The 16,693-nt window shown below is 66.2% G+C and carries 18 protein-coding genes; 9 read left to right on the top strand and 9 right to left on the bottom strand.

Going from position 1 to position 16,693, the window contains the following annotated elements; all coding sequences use genetic code 11:
* Positions 1 to 10: 10 nt before the first annotated feature.
* From sfnG to NA5_RS17970, 4 genes are read left to right on the top strand one after another with little or no spacing between them, the layout of a single operon-like run.
* A complete protein-coding gene (sfnG, locus tag NA5_RS17985; RefSeq protein WP_062987460.1) occupies positions 11 to 1,126 on the top strand; it encodes a dimethylsulfone monooxygenase SfnG in 1,116 nt (371 codons plus the stop codon).
* Positions 1,126 to 2,334 (top strand): SfnB family sulfur acquisition oxidoreductase, encoded by a 1,209-nt coding sequence (locus NA5_RS17980; protein ID WP_062987458.1) that lies wholly within the window; start codon positions 1,126 to 1,128, stop codon positions 2,332 to 2,334. The genes sfnG and NA5_RS17980 overlap by 1 nt, the downstream gene beginning before the upstream one ends.
* Before the next feature lie 24 nt (positions 2,335 to 2,358).
* Positions 2,359 to 2,868 (top strand): NADPH-dependent FMN reductase, encoded by a 510-nt coding sequence (locus NA5_RS17975; protein ID WP_062987456.1) that lies wholly within the window; start codon positions 2,359 to 2,361, stop codon positions 2,866 to 2,868.
* On the top strand, positions 2,861 to 3,382 hold the full coding sequence (locus NA5_RS17970) for a flavin reductase family protein (protein WP_062987455.1): 522 nt from the start codon (positions 2,861 to 2,863) through the stop codon (positions 3,380 to 3,382). Before NA5_RS17975 ends, NA5_RS17970 begins: the two co-directional genes overlap by 8 nt.
* A 64-nt stretch (positions 3,383 to 3,446) precedes the next feature.
* Here the strand turns inward: NA5_RS17970 and NA5_RS17965 are convergent, their stop codons facing one another.
* Complete coding sequence (locus NA5_RS17965) at positions 3,447 to 4,331, bottom strand: aromatic prenyltransferase (protein ID WP_169811320.1); 885 nt, start codon at positions 4,329 to 4,331, stop codon at positions 3,447 to 3,449.
* 132 nt (positions 4,332 to 4,463) lie between these two features.
* Here NA5_RS17965 and NA5_RS17960 point away from each other — a divergent pair, with 132 nt between their 5' ends.
* The gene (locus NA5_RS17960; protein ID WP_062987449.1) at positions 4,464 to 4,916 is read left to right on the top strand and encodes a VOC family protein; all 453 of its coding nucleotides are present in this window, start codon (positions 4,464 to 4,466) and stop codon (positions 4,914 to 4,916) included.
* 43 nt (positions 4,917 to 4,959) lie between these two features.
* Here the strand turns inward: NA5_RS17960 and NA5_RS17955 are convergent, their stop codons facing one another.
* Entirely contained in the window at positions 4,960 to 5,652 is a 693-nt protein-coding gene (locus NA5_RS17955; RefSeq protein WP_157110484.1) for an NAD(P)H oxidoreductase, read from the bottom strand.
* Between the two features lie 132 nt (positions 5,653 to 5,784).
* Between NA5_RS17955 and NA5_RS17950 the strand changes: the two genes are divergently transcribed.
* The gene (locus NA5_RS17950) at positions 5,785 to 6,720 is read left to right on the top strand and encodes an AraC family transcriptional regulator (protein ID WP_218020113.1); all 936 of its coding nucleotides are present in this window, start codon (positions 5,785 to 5,787) and stop codon (positions 6,718 to 6,720) included.
* 89 nt (positions 6,721 to 6,809) lie between these two features.
* On the opposite strand, the gene NA5_RS17945 is transcribed toward NA5_RS17950, so the two are convergent.
* Entirely contained in the window at positions 6,810 to 7,190 is a 381-nt protein-coding gene (locus NA5_RS17945; RefSeq protein ID WP_062987448.1) for a winged helix-turn-helix transcriptional regulator, read from the bottom strand.
* Between the two features lie 138 nt (positions 7,191 to 7,328).
* Between NA5_RS17945 and NA5_RS17940 the strand changes: the two genes are divergently transcribed.
* A complete protein-coding gene (locus NA5_RS17940; RefSeq protein WP_062987446.1) occupies positions 7,329 to 7,736 on the top strand; it encodes a RidA family protein in 408 nt (135 codons plus the stop codon).
* Between the two features lie 272 nt (positions 7,737 to 8,008).
* On the opposite strand, the gene NA5_RS17935 is transcribed toward NA5_RS17940, so the two are convergent.
* Genes NA5_RS17935 through NA5_RS17920 form a run of 4 tightly spaced genes read right to left on the bottom strand, consistent with a single transcriptional unit; the run spans position 8,009 to position 12,407 of the window.
* Positions 8,009 to 8,266: an HPr family phosphocarrier protein gene (locus tag NA5_RS17935; RefSeq protein ID WP_062987444.1), complete on the bottom strand. Its 258-nt coding sequence runs from the start codon at positions 8,264 to 8,266 to the stop codon at positions 8,009 to 8,011.
* A 30-nt stretch (positions 8,267 to 8,296) separates the two neighbouring features.
* The gene (locus NA5_RS17930) at positions 8,297 to 10,681 is read right to left on the bottom strand and encodes a fructose-specific PTS transporter subunit EIIC (protein ID WP_062987442.1); all 2,385 of its coding nucleotides are present in this window, start codon (positions 10,679 to 10,681) and stop codon (positions 8,297 to 8,299) included.
* Positions 10,682 to 10,692: 11 nt separating this feature from the next.
* Complete coding sequence (locus NA5_RS17925) at positions 10,693 to 11,643, bottom strand: 1-phosphofructokinase family hexose kinase (RefSeq protein ID WP_062987440.1); 951 nt, start codon at positions 11,641 to 11,643, stop codon at positions 10,693 to 10,695.
* Positions 11,640 to 12,407 carry a DeoR/GlpR family DNA-binding transcription regulator gene (locus tag NA5_RS17920; RefSeq protein WP_062987438.1) on the bottom strand — a complete coding sequence of 256 codons (768 nt, stop codon included), beginning with the start codon at positions 12,405 to 12,407 and terminating at the stop codon, positions 11,640 to 11,642. Before NA5_RS17920 ends, NA5_RS17925 begins: the two co-directional genes overlap by 4 nt.
* 146 nt (positions 12,408 to 12,553) lie before the next feature.
* Here NA5_RS17920 and NA5_RS17915 point away from each other — a divergent pair, with 146 nt between their 5' ends.
* Entirely contained in the window at positions 12,554 to 14,266 is a 1,713-nt protein-coding gene (locus NA5_RS17915; RefSeq protein WP_062987436.1) for a putative PEP-binding protein, read from the top strand.
* Positions 14,267 to 14,347: 81 nt separating this feature from the next.
* Positions 14,348 to 14,581, top strand: coding sequence for a hypothetical protein (locus NA5_RS17910; protein ID WP_218020112.1), 234 nt, complete (start codon positions 14,348 to 14,350; stop codon positions 14,579 to 14,581).
* 10 nt (positions 14,582 to 14,591) lie between these two features.
* Here NA5_RS17910 and NA5_RS17905 read toward each other — a convergent pair whose 3' ends face one another.
* Together NA5_RS17905 and adh are read right to left on the bottom strand one after the other, a co-directional pair.
* Positions 14,592 to 15,134: a DUF779 domain-containing protein gene (locus tag NA5_RS17905; RefSeq protein ID WP_062987432.1), complete on the bottom strand. Its 543-nt coding sequence runs from the start codon at positions 15,132 to 15,134 to the stop codon at positions 14,592 to 14,594.
* Positions 15,134 to 16,657 (bottom strand): aldehyde dehydrogenase, encoded by a 1,524-nt coding sequence (gene adh, locus NA5_RS17900; RefSeq protein WP_062987430.1) that lies wholly within the window; start codon positions 16,655 to 16,657, stop codon positions 15,134 to 15,136. Before adh ends, NA5_RS17905 begins: the two co-directional genes overlap by 1 nt.
* Between the last annotated feature and the right edge of the window lie 36 nt (positions 16,658 to 16,693).

Below are 16,693 nucleotides of genomic sequence, written 5' to 3'. Positions count from 1 at the left end.
TGGAGTAAGCATGACGACAGAGCACATCGCCGATCAGATCCGGTTCGCCTACTGGGTGCCGAATGTCAGCGGGGGGCTGGTCACCAGTGATATCGAACAGCGCACCAGTTGGGACTTCGAATACAACAAGAAGTTGGCGCGCACCGCGGAGAACAACGGTTTCGATTATGCGCTGTCCCAGGTCCGTTACACCGCCTCCTACGGTGCGGAATACCAGCACGAGTCCACCTCGTTCAGTCTCGCGCTGCTCGGTGCGACCGAGCGGCTGAAGGTGATCGCCGCGATTCATCCCGGACTCTGGCATCCGGCCGTGCTGGCCAAATTCGGCGCCACCGCCGATCACCTCTCCAATGGTCGTTTCGCCATCAACGTCGTATCCGGTTGGTTCGCAGGGGAATTCACCGCACTCGGCGAGCCGTGGCTGGAGCACGACGAGCGGTATCGGCGCAGCGCCGAATTCCTCGAGGTGATCCGCAAGATCTGGACAGAGGATGATGTCAACTACGGCGGCGATTTCTACCGCATCCGCGATTTCACGCTGAAGCCCAAGCCGCTGAACACCCCCGAACGGCCGAATCCCGAACTGTTCCAGGGCGGTAACTCGACCGCGGCCCGCCGCAACGGTGGCCGCTACGCCGACTGGTACTTCTCCAACGGCAAGGACTTCGACGGCGTCACCGAACAATTGGATGAGCTGCGCACCATCGCGCGGGCGAACCAGCGCGAGGTCAAATTCGGTCTGAACGGCTTCATCATTGCCCGCGACACCGAGAAGGAAGCTCGCGATACCCTGCGCGAGATCATCGAGAAGGCGAATAAGCCCGCGGTGGAAGGCTTCCGCGACGCCGTACAACAAGCCGGTGCGTCCACCAAGGACCGCAAGGGGATGTGGGCGGATTCCACATTCGAAGATCTCGTGCAGTACAACGACGGTTTCCGCACCAAACTGATCGGCACACCCGAACAGGTCGCCGAGCGCATCGTGGCCTACAAGGAACTCGGCGTCGACCTGATTCTCGCCGGTTTCCTGCACTTCCAGGAGGAGGTCGAGTACTTCGGCGCGAAGGTGCTGCCGCTGGTTCGCGAACTGGAGGCCGCACGTACGCCCGCCGCAGTGGGGCACTGATGACCGCCGTCGTCGCCGACCGGATCGAATCCGCCGCACACGCGTATTCCGTTGCCGCGCAGCTTGCTTCGGATTTCGCCGTCGGCGCCGCGGCGCGTGATCGCGGCCGGGAGTTGCCCTTCGCCGAGGTGGATCGCCTCGCGTCGAGTGGATTGCTCGCGATCACTGTGCCCGCGGCATTCGGGGGCGCGGACCTGCCGCCGAGTGCGGTGGCGGAGGTGGTGCGCATTCTGGCGGCCGCGGACCCGAATATCGCGCAGATTCCGCACAGCCACTTCGTGTATCTGAACCTGTTGCGGTTGGCGGGTACGGCGGACCAGCAGGCGCGTTATTTCGGACAGGTGCTGGCCGGGGCTCGGATTGCCAATGCACAGTCCGAGCGCGGCACTGCGACTGTCGCCGATATCGCGACGACGGTGCGTCCGGTGGGTGATCGTTTCCGTATCGATGGCGTCAAATTCTACTGTACGGGTTCGCTTTTCGCGGATCTGCTCGCGGTGCTCACCCGGCTCGATGATCCGGAGGGCAGCAGTGGACTACCCGCGGGGGAGTACATCGCATATCTGCCAGCCGATACCCCGGGCGTGCGAATCATCGACGACTGGAACGGCATCGGTCAGCGCACCACCGGCAGTGGGACCATCGAATTCGTCGGGGTGTCCGTCGAGCCGGATCAGTTGATCGCCCGATCGGCGGCGGTGCACGCGCCGACCGGTTACGGTGCCTACGCGCAACTGCTGCATGCCGCGATCGATACCGGCATCGCCCGCGGTGCACTCAGGGCGGCAACGGAATTCGTGCGCAGCACGAGTCGGCCGTGGTTCGAATCGGGTGTCGACAGGGCTATCGACGATCCGCTGCTGATCCAGCGTTTCGGTGAGTTGTCGGTCGCGGTGACGGCGGCCGAGGCGACGCTCACCGCCGCCGGTGTTGCCGTCGATGCCGCCGTCAGTGCCGCCGAATCTGTTGCCGCGGCATCGCTTGCCGTTGCCACCGCCAAGGTACTCGGCGATCGCGCGGCCAACGAGGTGTCGGCGGCATTGTTCGAGGTCGGCGGAACACGCAGTGCGGCAGCGGATCTGAATCTGCACCACTTCTGGCGCAATGCCCGCACCCACACACTGCACGACCCGGTCCGGTGGAAATTTCAGCACATCGGCCGGTCGCTATTGCACGACACCGCGCCACCGTTGCACGGCGTGATCTGATCGAGCGAGAAGAGGATACGGAAAGTGACAGTTACGGTCGTCGTCGGGAATCCGAAGCCAGCCTCTCGTACCCTGACCGCGGCGACGCTGATCGCCGCGGGGTTACGCCCGGACGTGGAACCGGAGGTGATCGATCTGGTCTCCTTCGGTGCGGGCCTGCTGTCCTGGGGTGATCCCGAGGTCGCGGCCGCCGTTCGCGCAGTGGCGAATTCGGAGCTGGTGGTCTTCGCCAGTCCGACCTTCAAGGCCACCTACACCGGTCTGTTGAAGCTGTTCCTCGAGCAGTTCGAGGGCGGCACCGGACTGGCCGATGTGGTGGTGGTCCCGCTCATGCTCGGCGCGGGCCCCGCGCATGCGCTCGCCCCGGATCTGCTGCTCAAGCCGGTGTTGGTCGAACTCGGCGCGACGGCGGCGCTGCCCGGTCTCTACCTGTCGGACAGCACATTTCAAGAAGACGGTGCCATCGCGCGCTACACCGAACGCTGGCGTCCAGTCGCCGCGGCTCTGGCATCGCAGGCGGCCGATCATGCATGAGCTCTTCGAATTTCCGTCCGACGGCTCCGGACTGCGTCGGGTCTTCGCCAGCTTCCCCAGCGGTGTTGTCGCAGTCTGCGCCGAAATCGAAGGTACGCCACACGGTTTGGCGGTGAGCACCTTCGTCCCGGTCTCGCTTGACCCGCCCCTGGTGTCGTTCTGCGTGCAGAACAGCTCGGCGACCTGGCCGAAGCTCGATACCGCCACCCACCTCGGTCTGAGCCTGCTCGGCACCGATCAGGAGCACGCGGCTCGGGCTCTGAGCAACCGCGACGGCAACCGCTTCCACAATGTGGATGTGCATCGCGGTGCGGCCGACGCGATCTTCATCGATGGTGCGACGGCGTGGATCGAGGGCGCGGTCGAAGCTCGCATCCCGGCAGGCGACCACACCGTGGTCATCTTGCGCATCAACCGACTCGCTGCCCGCGACGACGCCGAGCCGCTGATCTTCCACGGCAGCAAGTTTCGCAGCCTGCACCCGTATCGGGAGATCACCGAGATCGCGAGCTGAGGCCGAGAACTGCTACCAGCCACACAACCACCGTGTCGATCGCGGCGACGGCGAGATGCCGCCGTCAGGTCGGGCGAGGTGCGGTGCCGCCCGGGAAGGTGGCGACGCGGACACCCGCGTATTCGGCTTGGACTTTGTAGTAACGGTTGATGGGGCCGTAGGCGGCGTAGAAGACGAAGCCACGGGTTTCTGGGTCGGCGAAGGGTGCTTCGGCGACGAAACGGGCCAGGACCGGGTCGAGGTGGGTTGGAAAGCTCGCTGGTTCGCACCGCACCGGGAAGCAGATCCGCTCCATATGCGATGAGGTCCAGGAAAAGGTGCGGTAGAGGTTGAAGGTGCGGGCGAGTAGGGCGAGTTCGGTGTCGGTCGGTGCGGTGAAGTCGAGTTCGGCCAGGATTCCGGTGATATCCGCGGGCGTGAGATGGCCGGGCTCGAAGACATTAGAGTAGAGGTTCATCGTGCGGGCATCGAAATCTACCGCGAGTATTCCGATTCGGCCGCCATAGCGGGATAGATGATCCGCGTGCGCGCGTGCCGACTCGGGAATTCCGGCGAAGCCGAGCACCCGTTCCACGCTGAGCAATTCGGGAAAGACCAGCCAGATCTTCTGCACCCCACCGGCAAGGGCGAGATCGACGCCCGAATTGACCGGCACCTCGGCCGCGATCTCGGCAAGCAACTTCTCCATCGGATGGCCGGTGTAGGTGAGAAGTCCCGCACCACATAGTTTCTCGATGAGCTCGGTCGGCTCGCCGGGGTGCATCACCCGGGCATTGACCTCGCGCTCACCCACCGGATGCGTGGTGGTGCGCACGCCGACGACGGAGTTGGTCCATAGGTCAGCGAGGGTTTCCAGTACCGGATCCACGATCACGGGGTCGTAGCGCGCCTCGGCCAGGCGCGCATACTCTCGCAGATCCTTGCGGAGTTGATCGAGTGTCCTTGCCATGCCGTTCATCGTCCCGGAAATGTTCGCCCGAACGCAGCGCTTCGCATGATCTCGCGGACGATGTCATGGAGCCTGTGATGCTGGCCCTTCGCGTTCGCCGATCTGCGCACGCTGTTGCGGTAGGTTCCGCCTGTGGCTTTGAACTGGAAACTGGTCATAGACACCAGCAACGCACCCGCCCTCGCCGACTTCTGGGCCGCGGCCCTGGACTACCAGGTCGAGGACCCGAGCGCGCTCGTCGAGCACCTGCTGTCGGCTGGCCAGCTCCCGCCTGACGCGGTCGTCGAACATCACGGCCGCAAAACCTTTCGCGGCTATGCCGCCATCCGGCACCCCGACGACCCCTTCGACCCGATCAGCGGCGTCGGCCGGGGTCGGCGACTACTCTTCCAAGACGTTCCGGAGGAAAAATCCGGTAAGAACCGTCTGCACATCGACGTGCACAGCGAGCCGGGCACCCTTGATGCGCTCGTTGCGCGGTTGGAAGCGTTGGGAGCAACCCGGATCCGCGAAATCGATAAAGGACCGGCCGGTCACTGGTGGGTTATGCGCGACCCCGAAGGCAACGAATTCTGCGCCGCATAGGTCGGGTGCGGGCGGGTGTTGCCCGCCCGCAGCCCTTCAGTGGTCAGGCCGGAACCCGTTCGGCGGCAACGAAATCGTCGACGAAGCCCAGCGCCCGGTCTTCCAAGCCCGCATAGTGGGCTTCGCGGACCGCGCCGGTGAGGGCTTCGTCGAACAGCAGATTGCCCGCGTCATCCAGGCGCTGCTGCTTCTCTTCCGCGCCGGGCAACAATCCCACCGACGACTGTGTGAGGCCGCAGTAGTAGGCGATACCGTCGTTGAGTTGCGCGCTGAGCGCGTCCTGCATGAGCTCGACGACCGCGTCGTCGGCCGCCGCGCCCGCCAGGCCCAGCCACAGCATCCGCTTGCCCGCGAGCCTGGGTTTGCTGCGGCCGTAGGCGAATCCGTAGTTCCACACCCGATCGATCCAGCCCTTCAGGATCGCCGGGACATGCATCCAGTACACCGGGAACACCGCGACGATCACGTCGGCGGCGAGGATGCGCCGCATATGGTTCTCGACTTCGGGGGAGTAGGACTTCTCCCGATTACCCCATTCCGGGAGGTCGGCGGCGGTCATCCGGGGATCGAAGTTCTCCGCGTGCAGGTCGAGCAGATCGATCCGGTAGCTGGCCGCGGTGAGCCGCCGGGTGGCCAGTTCGGCGATATGGGCGGTCAGCGAATCGGGCCGAGGGTGAGCGACGACGACCAGCGCGGTGCGGGTGGTCGCGGTGTCCACGGTCGGGTTGTGCTGCACGGGGGCCTCCCTGTTGGTCCGGGATTCCGGACGATCGGTTATACGGTCTGGGTTTTCATTCCACACCCCGGGCGATGGACGATCTATGGGTAAAGATCTACATTCGATAGGAGTTCGTCTACCCTCGCTGGTGTGGATCCATTGAGCAAACTGCTGGGCGGTATCCGTGCCGAGGGGGCTATGCTCACCAACGCGGTCTTGGAAGCACCGTGGAGCATCCGGTTCGCCGACGAGGCACCGCTGACCATGGTCACCGTGCTGCGCGGTGCGGGAACACTGCTGCTGCCGGGCGGTCTCGAGCGTCGGATCATGGTGGGGGACACCGCGATCGTGCGTGGCCCGGAAACGTTCGTCCTCGTCGACCGCGCGGATACTGTCGGCCTGCCGCACGAGGAATACGAGGTCGCCTGCTTCGCGCCGGATGCGAAATGCGATCCCCCGCTGGACGGCGGTCGCTGGGGGAACGACCCCGCCGGTGAGACCGCTCTGATTGTCGGTGCCTATCGGGCGTCCGGCCGACGCCACGAACGGCTGCTGCGTGCTCTACCACCCGTGCTGGTCGTGACCGACGATGTGGAGGTGTGCGCGTGGATGGAGTCGATCGCCGCGGATGCGGCCCGGCGTCCGGCCGGAGCGCAGGCGATGATGGACCGGCTGCTCGACTGGGCGTTGGTGTGCACGCTGCGCAACTGGTTCGACGAGCTGGACGCCGACGCGCCGGGTTGGTATCGCGGTCCGGCCGATCCGGTGGTCGGCCCGGCGTTGGAGGCCATGCACGGAAAGCCGTCCGCCGGTTGGACAGTCGCGTCGCTGGCGTCCGAGGCAGGGGTATCGCGCGCGTTGTTCGCACGGCGGTTCTCCGAGGTCATGGGACGGTCGCCGCTGGCGTATCTCACCGAATGCCGGATGGATGAGGCTGAGGAACTACTGGCCGACCGGAGTCTCACCGTGGCGCAGGTGGCGAAGGCCGTCGGTTATGCGGACGCTTTCGGTTTCAGCGCGGCGTTCAAGCGACATCGGGGTATGCGCCCCAGCGATTTCCGCGCCGGTGCCGGTCTGGGAGCGTGAAGCCATCGGGGCCGCTTGCGCAATCGGGCTGTCGCCGACTCCGGCACTGAAATCCGTTGTGATGCCCCGCCTTCCGCATTCACCGACCGTCAGGCTTCGAAGCGTCGCCGGGCGGACTCGATGTGCTGGAAGTACCGGTAGGTCCACTCGCACATTCCGTCGACCGTCGCTCGAAGTCCGTGGCCTGCTTCGGTGAGGGTGTATTCGACCCGGGGCGGGACGGTGGGGTGAACGGTCCGCTCAGCTAGGCCGTTGCGCTCCAACATACGCAGGTTCTGGGTGAGCATCTTGTGGCTGATGCCCTCGACTCGGCTGCGCAGCTCGCTGAAGCGCAGGGTGCCCTCCCCTAGAGCCTCGATGATCAACAGCGCCCACTTGTTGGCAACTTCGGAGAAGATCTCCCGCCCGAGGGAGTCGGCTCGCCGCAGGTCGGCATCCTCGGCCGAACCGCTGAGCTGTTTGGTCACCATAAGGTTCCTCAGTCACTGAAAAGTGCGTTCTTCCATGTCAACGCACACTCTCCTACAGTTCCTGAGTAACCACAAGAGACTCAAAGAGTCGTTTGACGAACTCGGGCTTGCAGGAGCCCGGACAAGGAGACGGACAACATGGCCATCACGCTGAAGAACCCCGAGGGACTGCCGAAAATCGATGTCTACCGGCAGGTGGCGATCGCCTCGGGTTCGAAGTTGGTCTTCATAGCCGGGCAGGTCGCTTGGGACGCGGAAGGGGTCACGGTCGGCGAAGGCGACCTCGCCGCGCAGGTTGAACAGTGCTACCTCAACATCGCCACCGCACTGGGCGAGGTCGGCGGTTCCTTTGGCGACGTAGCGAAACTGACCTTCTACGTCGTCGACTGGACTGCCGAAAAGATGCCCGCGCTCCTGGATGGAATCTCCCGGGCGACCGCGAAGCTGGGGGTCACTCCGGTGCCGCCGACCACGCTGATCGGCGTCGCGGCGCTGGACGTCCCCGAGCATCTGGTCGAGATCGAAGCCACCGCAGTCCTCGACTGAATATGTACCGCTGAGCGCCCAAGCGGCCAGCTACCGCACTCAGTTCCGTCACGACTGGACGCCCCCACCGCGTCGCACTCCCAATGGAATACTGGCTCCTGATTCACCGCCTGCGAACAGTCGCTGAAACCGCGGGTGCGTCGGATTCTGGACGTGCACACGGCAATCGGGATGGCGTGGTCCGAACCCGGCGACGTGAGACCGGACGCCGACCAGCCGGATCCGCCCATCCGAGTCGACAAAGGGGATCGGGATGAAGACGCATGATCCGATCAAGCATCGAGGTCGGTGGCGACCAGTTTGGCTACGAGCTCGAGTGCGTTGGGGTCGTCGCTGGTGACAACCACATCAGTTCCGTAGGCGGCGCCGAGGGTCATGATCATGAGGGCGGAGCCTGCGTCTACGGGGTCGCCGCCGACGAGGGACAAAGTTACTTCGGCGCCGGAGTCGGTGACTGTTTCGGCGATGATGTTGGCGGGGCGGGCGTGCAGGCCGATGGTCGAGGCGACGGTGACGGTGGTGCTGGCCATGGGGGTTCTCTCCTTGGGTGAGTGGGGGTTTCAGGCGGTGGCGAGGGCGGGGGTGCGTGGCTTGATGAGTTCCTTGGCGGCGGTGACGCAGAGGGCGGCTACGGCGGTGCCCGCGAGTAGGGCGGCGAGGAACCAGACGATGTGGCCTACCGCGAAGAAGACGAAGATGCCGCCGTGCGGTGCGCTGAGGGTGGTTCCGGTGGCCATGATCAGCGCACCGGTGACCGCGCCACCGGCCATCATCGAGGGGATGACGCGCAGCGGGTCGGCGGCGGCGAAGGGGATCGCGCCTTCGGAGATGAAGGAGGCGCCGAGAAGCCATGCGGCCTTACCGTTTTCGCGTTCGGCCGTGGTGAACAGACGGGGACGCAGCACGGTGGCCAATGCCATGGCCAGCGGCGGGACCATGCCCGCGGCCATGACGGCGGCCATGATGCGCAGCGAGGCCGGGTCGGTGACCGACAGTCCGGCTACCGCGAAGGAATACGCGGCCTTGTTGACCGGGCCGCCGAGGTCGAAGCACATCATCAGGCCGAGGATGGCGCCGAGGGCGAGGGCGGAGGTGCCGGTGAGGCTGTTGAGCCAGTTGGTGAGGCCGCTGGTGATCGCGGCGAGCGGCTTGCCGAGGAAGATGAACATCAACGCGCCGACGATCAGTGAGGCGAACAGCGGGATGACCACGACCGGCATGAGTCCGCGCGCCCATTGCGGGGCAGGTAGTTTCGCCACCCATAGGGCCGCGAATCCGGCGATCAGGCCACCGACGAGGCCGCCGAGGAATCCGGCGCCGACGAAGACTGCCACGGCACCGGCGGTGAATCCCGGTGCGAGACCTGGTCGGTCGGCGATGGCGAAGGCGATGTATCCGGCGAGAGCCGGTACCAGGAAGCTGAATGCCAACGAACCCAGCTGGAACAGCACCGCGCCGAGATAGGTTGGTAGGCCGCCGTCGGGTAATGCCGTCAGTGAGTTGTCGAGCACGATTTTCTCGGCGTGGTCGGCGATTTCGTAGCCGCCGAACAGGAATCCGAGCGCGATGAGCAGGCCGCCCGCGGCGACGAACGGGATCATATAGCTGACGCCGGTGAGCAAGATCTGCCGCAACCGGGTTCCCCAGCCGAGTGCTGCCGGAGCCGAATCACCTTCGGGGCGTGCGGATCCCGCCACGGTCGCGGCGGTGGGGTCGAGGGCAGCGCGCAGCGCGTCGGCGACCATGGTGTCGGGCTCGTTGATCGCCCGCTTGACTCCGGATTCGATGACCGGCTTGCCCGCGAATCGTTCCCGGCCGCGGACACCGACATCGGTGGCGAAGATGACAGCGCTTGCGGCGGAGATGGTTTCGGCGCTCAGCGGGGTGCTGCCGCTGGAGCCCTGGGTCTCGACGTGCACCATGACGCCCGCACGGTCACCGGCGGCGACGAGGGAGTCGGCAGCCATGTAGGTGTGGGCGATGCCGGTAGGGCAGGCCGTTACCGCGACGATCGTGCGCCCGGCAGCGGGGTCGGTCGCGTCATCCGAAACACCCTCGGGCGCAGGTGTTGTCGTGCTGGGCGATGCGTCGACGCCAGTCGCTGCCGGAGTAGTCGTTGGGCCATTTGCGGCGTCTTCTGATGTGCCGATCGAGGCCGCGGGCGTGGCGTTCGAAGCTTTTTGTGACACGGCTGCGCCGATCGAAGGCGCTGATGGCGCGGGCGTGCCGTTCGCGGCTGCCTGGGATGCGCCGCCGTGATCTGCTCGGGACGCGGCCGCGCCTGCGGAAGCCGTGCCGTTCGCGATGGGTGCGTCCGCGGCGTTCGAAGCCGCCTGGGACGTGGATACACCGTCCGTCGCAGCGGGTGTGACGGTACCGTTCGAAGCCGTCGGGGACGCTTGTGCGCTGCCGTTCGAAGCGGCGCCGGGCACGCTGCTCGAAACAGCGCCAGGCGCAGTCTTTTTCGGCGTCATCGCAGGCGTCTGCGCAAGCACATCCGTAACCAGCGCAACCACCTCATCAGCACTCGCGGCCCCCCGCAACGACCCCACGAACTCCGGCCGAACAAGCGCCCGAGCCAAACTCGACAACAACTTCATATGCTCCGCGCCAGCGCCCTCTGGCGCGGCGATGAGGAAGACCAGATCCGCGGGCCCATCGGCGGCACCGAAATCCACTGCGGGGTCCAACCGAGCGAACCCGAGCGACGCACTGGTCACGGCCGAATTCCGGCAATGTGGAATGGCGATCCCGCCGGGGAGCCCCGTCGCGGATTGTGCTTCGCGCGCCAGTGCCGCATCACGCAATGCCTCGGCAGAGCTAGCACGCCCATTGTCGGTGAGGCGCTGCGCGAGCGTCGCGATCACCGTTTCCTTGGCGCTGCCGAGGTCGGTATCGAGGCTGATCAACTCGGTGGTGATGATCGAATCAGGGGAGTGGGCCATCGCAGTGTCCTTCAGCGACTGTGCAGGGATTCCAACGTCGTGACGGCCACGGCGCGGGGGTCGGTGTGGTGTGGGCCGGGCAACCCGGTCCCGGGCAGCGCGGCGGCGGCGCTGCCGTAGGCGACGGCGCGGCGCAGCCGATCCGGCGCGTCCAGCCCGTCGAGCTCGGCGAGCAGGTATCCGGCGAGTGCGGAATCGCCCGCTCCCACGGTGCTGCGTGGGGTGATGGCGGGTGCGGCGGCATGCCACGCGCCCTCCGCGGTGACCAGCACGGCTCCGGCCGCGCCCAGCGTCGCGAGCACGGCATCGACGCCGCGACCGACCAGCGTGCTCGCCGCACGCGCGGCAGCGACGGGATCCTCGAGCTCGACCGGGTCGCCGTGGGTGAGCTGGGCCAGCTCCTCGGCATTGGGCTTGAGCAGTTGCGGCGCGGCCGATTCCAGTTCGGCGGCCAACGCGAGCAGGGGAGCGTCGGAGGTATCGACCGCGATCCGAGTGCCGCGCAGCCGGTGCAGCAGATACGCGTACCAATCCGTCGGGACGGCGGGCGGCAAGGACCCGGACAGCACCACCCAGCTCGCCTCGTCGGCGAGTTCGTCGAGCTGATTGGCAAGTGCGGCAAGGCATTCGGCGGACAGCGATGATCCGGGCTCATTGATTTTCGTGGTGGTGCCATCGCGTTCGGCGACGGTGAGATTGGTGCGCGCCGGGGTGGCGCACGACACCGCGCGGTGCCGGATATCGGCATCGGTGAGCATGCGCAGCAACGGATCACCGGCATTGCCGGGCAGTACCGCAACGGTCTCGACTCCGGCGGCGGCGATCACCCGAGAGACATTGACTCCCTTGCCGCCGGGCTGCGAGAGCACGGTCTCGGCACGGAGTACGGCACCGCGCCGCAATGGTTCCCGCAGGCTGACGGTCCGGTCGACGCTCGGATTCGCGGTAAGCGTGATGATCATGCGGTGACCACCTCGATGCCGTATTCGGTGAGTTCGTTGTGCACCGAAGGCAGCAGCCCGGTGTCGGTGACCAGCACGTCGAATTCGTCGACCGAACCGAAGCTCAGCAGGTCCTCGCGCCCGACCTTCGTGGCATCGGCGACCACTACGACCCGATGGGCGCTGGCGATCATGGCGCGCTTGACCGCCGCCTCGTCGGGATCGGGGGTGGACAGTCCGTGGCCGATGGTCAGCGCATTGGTCCCGATGAATGCCACATCGACCCGCAGTTCGCCGAGTACCCGCAGCGCCTCCGCACCGACCGCGGCCTGCGTGACACCCCGCACCCGGCCGCCGATCAGATGCAACCGCACCCCGCCGAATCCGCTGAGTCGGGCCGCAATGGGCACCGAGTTCGTCACGGCGACCAGTTCGCGGTCGGCGGGCAGGGCGGCGGCCACCCGGGCGGTGGTAGTTCCGGCATCGAACAGCACGCTGCCGCCGGTCGGGGGCAGATAGTCCAGGGCAGCCTTGGCGATGCGGTCCTTCTCGGCGGCACGCGAGTGTTCGCGCTCGGTGGTGCCGAGTTCGATCGCGGTGAGCGCCGCCGCGGGCACCGCACCGCCGTGCACCCGGCGGATCAGCCCCATCCGATCGAGGACCGCCAGATCCCGGCGCACGGTTTCGGTGGTGACCCCGTATTGCTCGGACAGATCGGCGACCGATACGCGCCCGCGTTGCCCGACCAGGGCGGCGATGGCCTGCTGGCGCTCCTCTGCGTACATCCGATCCTCCGATTGCCAATGTGTGTTTATGTTGTTTTATGCCCGTCTATGTTGCTTTGTCAAGAGATTTGAGTAGTCTGGATCACATCGAGCCGAGCTGAGTAATCGGTCGCACTCACTCGACATCGGCGTGGAGGAGGAATCGAATGTCCGGATCACCGCAGGCCACAGGCTCCGCGCGGGTAGCAGGCAGCGCCATGACATTGCGCGGCACCCCGGCGGTGCCCGGGATCGCCGCCGCGCCCACCGTGCGTCCGGCACCGCGGATCCGCGTAGACCTTCGTTCCGAACCGATCGCCGAGTCCGATCGGGCATCCCACCACGAAGCCTTCCTGGCCGCGACATCGGTGGTTGCGCGGCGCTTGCGTGAGCGAGCCAGTCGCGCGAGCGGGGCGGCCGCGGAGGTGCTCGCCGCGAATGCCGCCATGGCCGCCGATCGCGGCTGGCTCGGCGCCGCCGAGAAATTGATCGCCACGGGAACTCCCGCCGCCGTGGCGGCGACCGCGGCCACCGATCGGTTCGCCGAGGTGTTCACCAAGTTGGGTGGGTTGATGGCCGAGCGCGTCACCGACCTCCGCGATGTTTGTGACCGAGTGGTCGCCGAGCTGGCCGGTGCGCCGGAACCCGGCATCCCCACGCCCACTCGGCCATCGATCCTGCTCGCCGAGGACCTGGCTCCGGCCGATACGGCCGGTCTGGATCCGGAACTCATTGTCGGCCTTGCCACTTCGCGCGGCGGCCCGACCAGCCACACGGCGATCATCGCCCGGCAGCTCGGCATCCCGTGCGTGGTCGCGATCGCCGGACTCGACGATGTGCCCGCTGGAATCGACGTGCTGATCGATGGAGCGGCCGGACAGGTCGCCATCGGCCCGGACCCGCAAACCGCTGCCCGCGCCATAGCCGAGTACCGCACCCGGGAATCGCGCACGGCGGCCTGGACCGGTCCTGGCGCGACCGCCGACGGGCACCGGGTCGAGATCCTCGCCAATGTCCAAGACGGGGCCGGAGCCCGCGCGACGCGCGCACAACCGGCCGAGGGCATCGGCCTGTTCCGCACCGAATTATGTTTCCTGGACCGCGAATCCGAGCCGAGCATCGCCGAACAGGCGGGCATCTATCGCGAGGTCTTCGATGCGTACGCCGGGTCGAAGGTAGTGATCCGCACCCTCGACGCCGGATCGGATAAACCATTGCGTTTCGCCGAGCATGCCAAGGAAGCCAATCCGGCGCTCGGTGTGCGCGGCATCCGCATCGCGGCCCACGACAGCGGAATCCTGGACCGCCAACTCGACGCGATCGCCCAGGCCGCCACCGAGCGCACGCCGACACCGTGGGTGATGGCCCCGATGATTTCCACTGCGGCCGAAGCGAAGTCGTTCGCCGCCGCGGTGCGAGCGCGCGGGCTGGTCCCGGGCGTCATGATCGAGGTCCCTGCGGCCGCCCTGCTGGCCGAGGCCATTCTGGAACATGTCGACTTCCTCTCGATCGGCACCAACGATCTCGCCCAATACACCATGGCCGCCGATCGCATGTCCGCCGACCTCGCCGCACTGACCGACCCCTGGCAACCCGCGGTCCTGGCACTGGTGGCGCGCACTGCGGCCGCAGGGGCAGCCGCGCACAAGCCCGTCGGCGTCTGCGGCGAGGCCGCCGCCGATCCGCTATTGGCTTGCGTCCTAACCGGATTCGGTATCAGCTCGCTGTCCGCCGCCGGTGCCGCGGTGGCCGCGGTCGGCGCCACCCTCGCCACCGTCACGTTGGAAGACTGCCGCCGCGCCGCAGCCGCTGTCCTGTCGACCTCCGATCCGGAAAGCGCCCGCGCCGCGGCCCGCGCCGTCCTACGGGCCGCCGGATGATTGGCAGTTGAGTTTGCTGGATCCCTTGCTTCGTGTTCCAGCAAACTCGAGCGAAACGGTCGGGGATGTTGCGGCGATCTGGTGAATATGGCCACCGACACCATGAATCTCGCCGAGCGACGTCAAGCGATTCGACGCCTCGTCGCGGTCTGCCACGTAGTCAACAAGCTGGTAGAGCTAGCCGAGACGGAATCATCCGAACCGTTGATCGCGCAGGCGCATACCACCCGCCGGGTGCTCCAGGATCTGGTGCTGGACCTGGTGGCGATCGAGCCGCGCCCGACGTGTGAGCCGGAACGGGCAGGGCCCCAGTAAAAGTTAGCTGTCAAACTCGAGGCCGCGGTCCGCTATCGGGGACCGGGCAGGCATCGGCCGCCTCGGCGACTACTTGTGGTTCGGTCGCCTCCGCAGGACGCTCCCCGCGCTCCCAGCCAGCGCCCGTGACCGGTTCGATCGCGGCCAGCGCAACGAGCTCATCGTCATCGAAAACCCTTCCGCGACTGAGGAATCGAAACCCCTCCGGTGATTCCAGACTGAAGCCGGAACCGCGACCCGGCACCACATCGAGGACCAACTGGGTGTGCCGCCAGGCGGCGAACTGCGGTCCCGAGATCCATACCGGCGCAAGATCATCCGACTCCGGCGCGGTAGCTGGCAACTCGTCGACCCGCAATCGCAAATCGAGCAATCCGAGCAGCACATCGTGATCGCCGACAATGAATTCGCCTGCGGGATAACACATCGGGGCTGATCCGTCGCAGCAACCACCGGACTGGTGCAGCATGAGCGGTCCGTGCAGCCCGCGGAGGCGACGGAGCAGATCCATCGCCGCCGCGGTGGCGCGCACGCGCCGGGGGACTGCGGCCATCAGAAGAAACCTTGCGCCTTCGACGCATAGCCGACCAGCAAGTTCTTCGTCTGCTGATAGTGGTCGAGCATCATGCGGTGGTTCTCCCGGCCGATACCGGACTGCTTGTAGCCGCCGAACGCCGCATGTGCCGGGTACTGGTGGTAGGTGTTGGTCCACACGCGTCCGGCCTGGATATCGCGTCCGGCCCGGTAGGCCACCGAACCGTCACGCGACCATACGCCCGCGCCGAGGCCGTAGAGGGTGTCATTGGCGATCTTGATGGCTTCGTCGTAATCCGCGAACGAGGTCACCGAGACAACCGGTCCGAAGATTTCCTCCTGGAAGATCCGCATCGAATTGCTGCCAGCGAAAACTGTTGGCTGCACGTAATATCCGCCGGACAGATCGCCGCCGAGGTCGGCGCGCTCGCCACCGGTCAGCAACGTCGCACCCTCACCCTTACCGATTTCGAGGTAGGACAGGATCTTTTCGAGCTGATCATTGCTGGCCTGTGCGCCGATCATGGTTTCGGTATCGAGCGGATCGCCCTGCCGCACCGCCTTGGTGCGCACCACCGCGGCGGCCAGGAATTCGTCGTAGATATCGGCCTGGATGAGCGCACGCGACGGACAGGTGCAGACCTCGCCCTGGTTCAGCGCGAACATGGTGAAGCCCTCGAGCGCCTTGTCCTGGAAGTCGTCATTGGCGGCGAGGACATCGCTGAAGAAGATATTCGGGCTCTTACCACCGAGTTCCAGCGTGACCGGGATCAGGTTCTGCGAGGCGTACTGCATGATCAGGCGACCGGTGGTGGTCTCACCGGTGAAGGCGATCTTCTTGATCCGCGGGCTCGAGGCCAACGGCTTACCCGCCTCGACACCGAAACCGTTGACGATATTGACCACGCCGGGCGGCAGCAGATCACCGATCAGCCCGATCAGGAACATGATCGAGGCCGGGGTCTGCTCGGCGGGCTTGAGCACCACCGCATTACCGGCGGCCAGGGCGGGCGCGAGCTTCCAGGTGGCCATCAGAATCGGGAAGTTCCACGGAATGATCTGACCGACCACACCGAGCGGCTCGTGGAAGTGGTAGGCGACGGTGTCGGCGTCGATCTGTGACAGTGAACCCTCTTGTGCGCGAATGGCACCAGCGAAGTAGCGGAAGTGGTCGATGGCCAGCGGGATATCGGCGGCCAGGGTTTCCCGGATCGGCTTGCCGTTGTCCCAGGCCTCCGCGAGGGCGATCGCGTCGAGGTTCTGCTCGATGCGGTCGGCGATCTTGTTGAGGATGACGGCGCGCTCGGCGACCGAGGTCTTGCCCCAGGCGGGTGCGGCGGCGTGCGCGGCATCGAGGGCGAGTTCGATATCCTCCGCGGTGCCGCGCGCGACCTCACAGAACGGCTGACCCGTTACGGGACTGGGGTTTTCGAAGTACTGCCCCTTGACCGGCGCGACCCATTCGCCGCCGATCCAGTTGTCGTATCGGGTCTGGAACGACATGGCGGCGCCGGGTGTGCCTGGGCGGGCGAAGACGGTCATCGAATGCTCCTCGATCTGCTGACTTTCCTACGTCAG

Source organism: Nocardia anaemiae NBRC 100462 (assembly GCF_001612725.1).
GTDB classification, from domain to species: Bacteria; Actinomycetota; Actinomycetes; order Mycobacteriales; family Mycobacteriaceae; genus Nocardia; species Nocardia anaemiae.
The sequence above is the reverse complement of the archived record's forward strand: the minus strand, read 5'-3'. Positions and strand labels throughout refer to the sequence as shown.

Bases quoted from the DNA above. Each gene is read 5' to 3' on its own strand.
- NA5_RS17930 (WP_062987442.1), bottom strand. From the start codon at position 10,681: ATGGCCCACTCCCCTGATTCGATCATCACCACCGAGTTGATCAGCCTC.
- sfnG (WP_062987460.1), top strand. From the start codon at position 11: ATGACGACAGAGCACATCGCCGATCAGATCCGGTTCGCCTACTGGGTG.
- NA5_RS17915 (WP_062987436.1), top strand. From the start codon at position 12,554: ATGTCCGGATCACCGCAGGCCACAGGCTCCGCGCGGGTAGCAGGCAGC.
- NA5_RS17965 (WP_169811320.1), bottom strand. From the start codon at position 4,331: ATGGCAAGGACACTCGATCAACTCCGCAAGGATCTGCGAGAGTATGCG.
- NA5_RS17940 (WP_062987446.1), top strand. From the start codon at position 7,329: ATGGCCATCACGCTGAAGAACCCCGAGGGACTGCCGAAAATCGATGTC.
- NA5_RS17945 (WP_062987448.1), bottom strand. From the start codon at position 7,190: ATGGTGACCAAACAGCTCAGCGGTTCGGCCGAGGATGCCGACCTGCGG.
- NA5_RS17920 (WP_062987438.1), bottom strand. From the start codon at position 12,407: ATGTACGCAGAGGAGCGCCAGCAGGCCATCGCCGCCCTGGTCGGGCAA.
- NA5_RS17905 (WP_062987432.1), bottom strand. From the start codon at position 15,134: ATGGCCGCAGTCCCCCGGCGCGTGCGCGCCACCGCGGCGGCGATGGAT.
- NA5_RS17970 (WP_062987455.1), top strand. From the start codon at position 2,861: ATGCATGAGCTCTTCGAATTTCCGTCCGACGGCTCCGGACTGCGTCGG.
- NA5_RS17925 (WP_062987440.1), bottom strand. From the start codon at position 11,643: ATGATCATCACGCTTACCGCGAATCCGAGCGTCGACCGGACCGTCAGC.
- NA5_RS17980 (WP_062987458.1), top strand. From the start codon at position 1,126: ATGACCGCCGTCGTCGCCGACCGGATCGAATCCGCCGCACACGCGTAT.
- NA5_RS17935 (WP_062987444.1), bottom strand. From the start codon at position 8,266: ATGGCCAGCACCACCGTCACCGTCGCCTCGACCATCGGCCTGCACGCC.
- adh (WP_062987430.1), bottom strand. From the start codon at position 16,657: ATGACCGTCTTCGCCCGCCCAGGCACACCCGGCGCCGCCATGTCGTTC.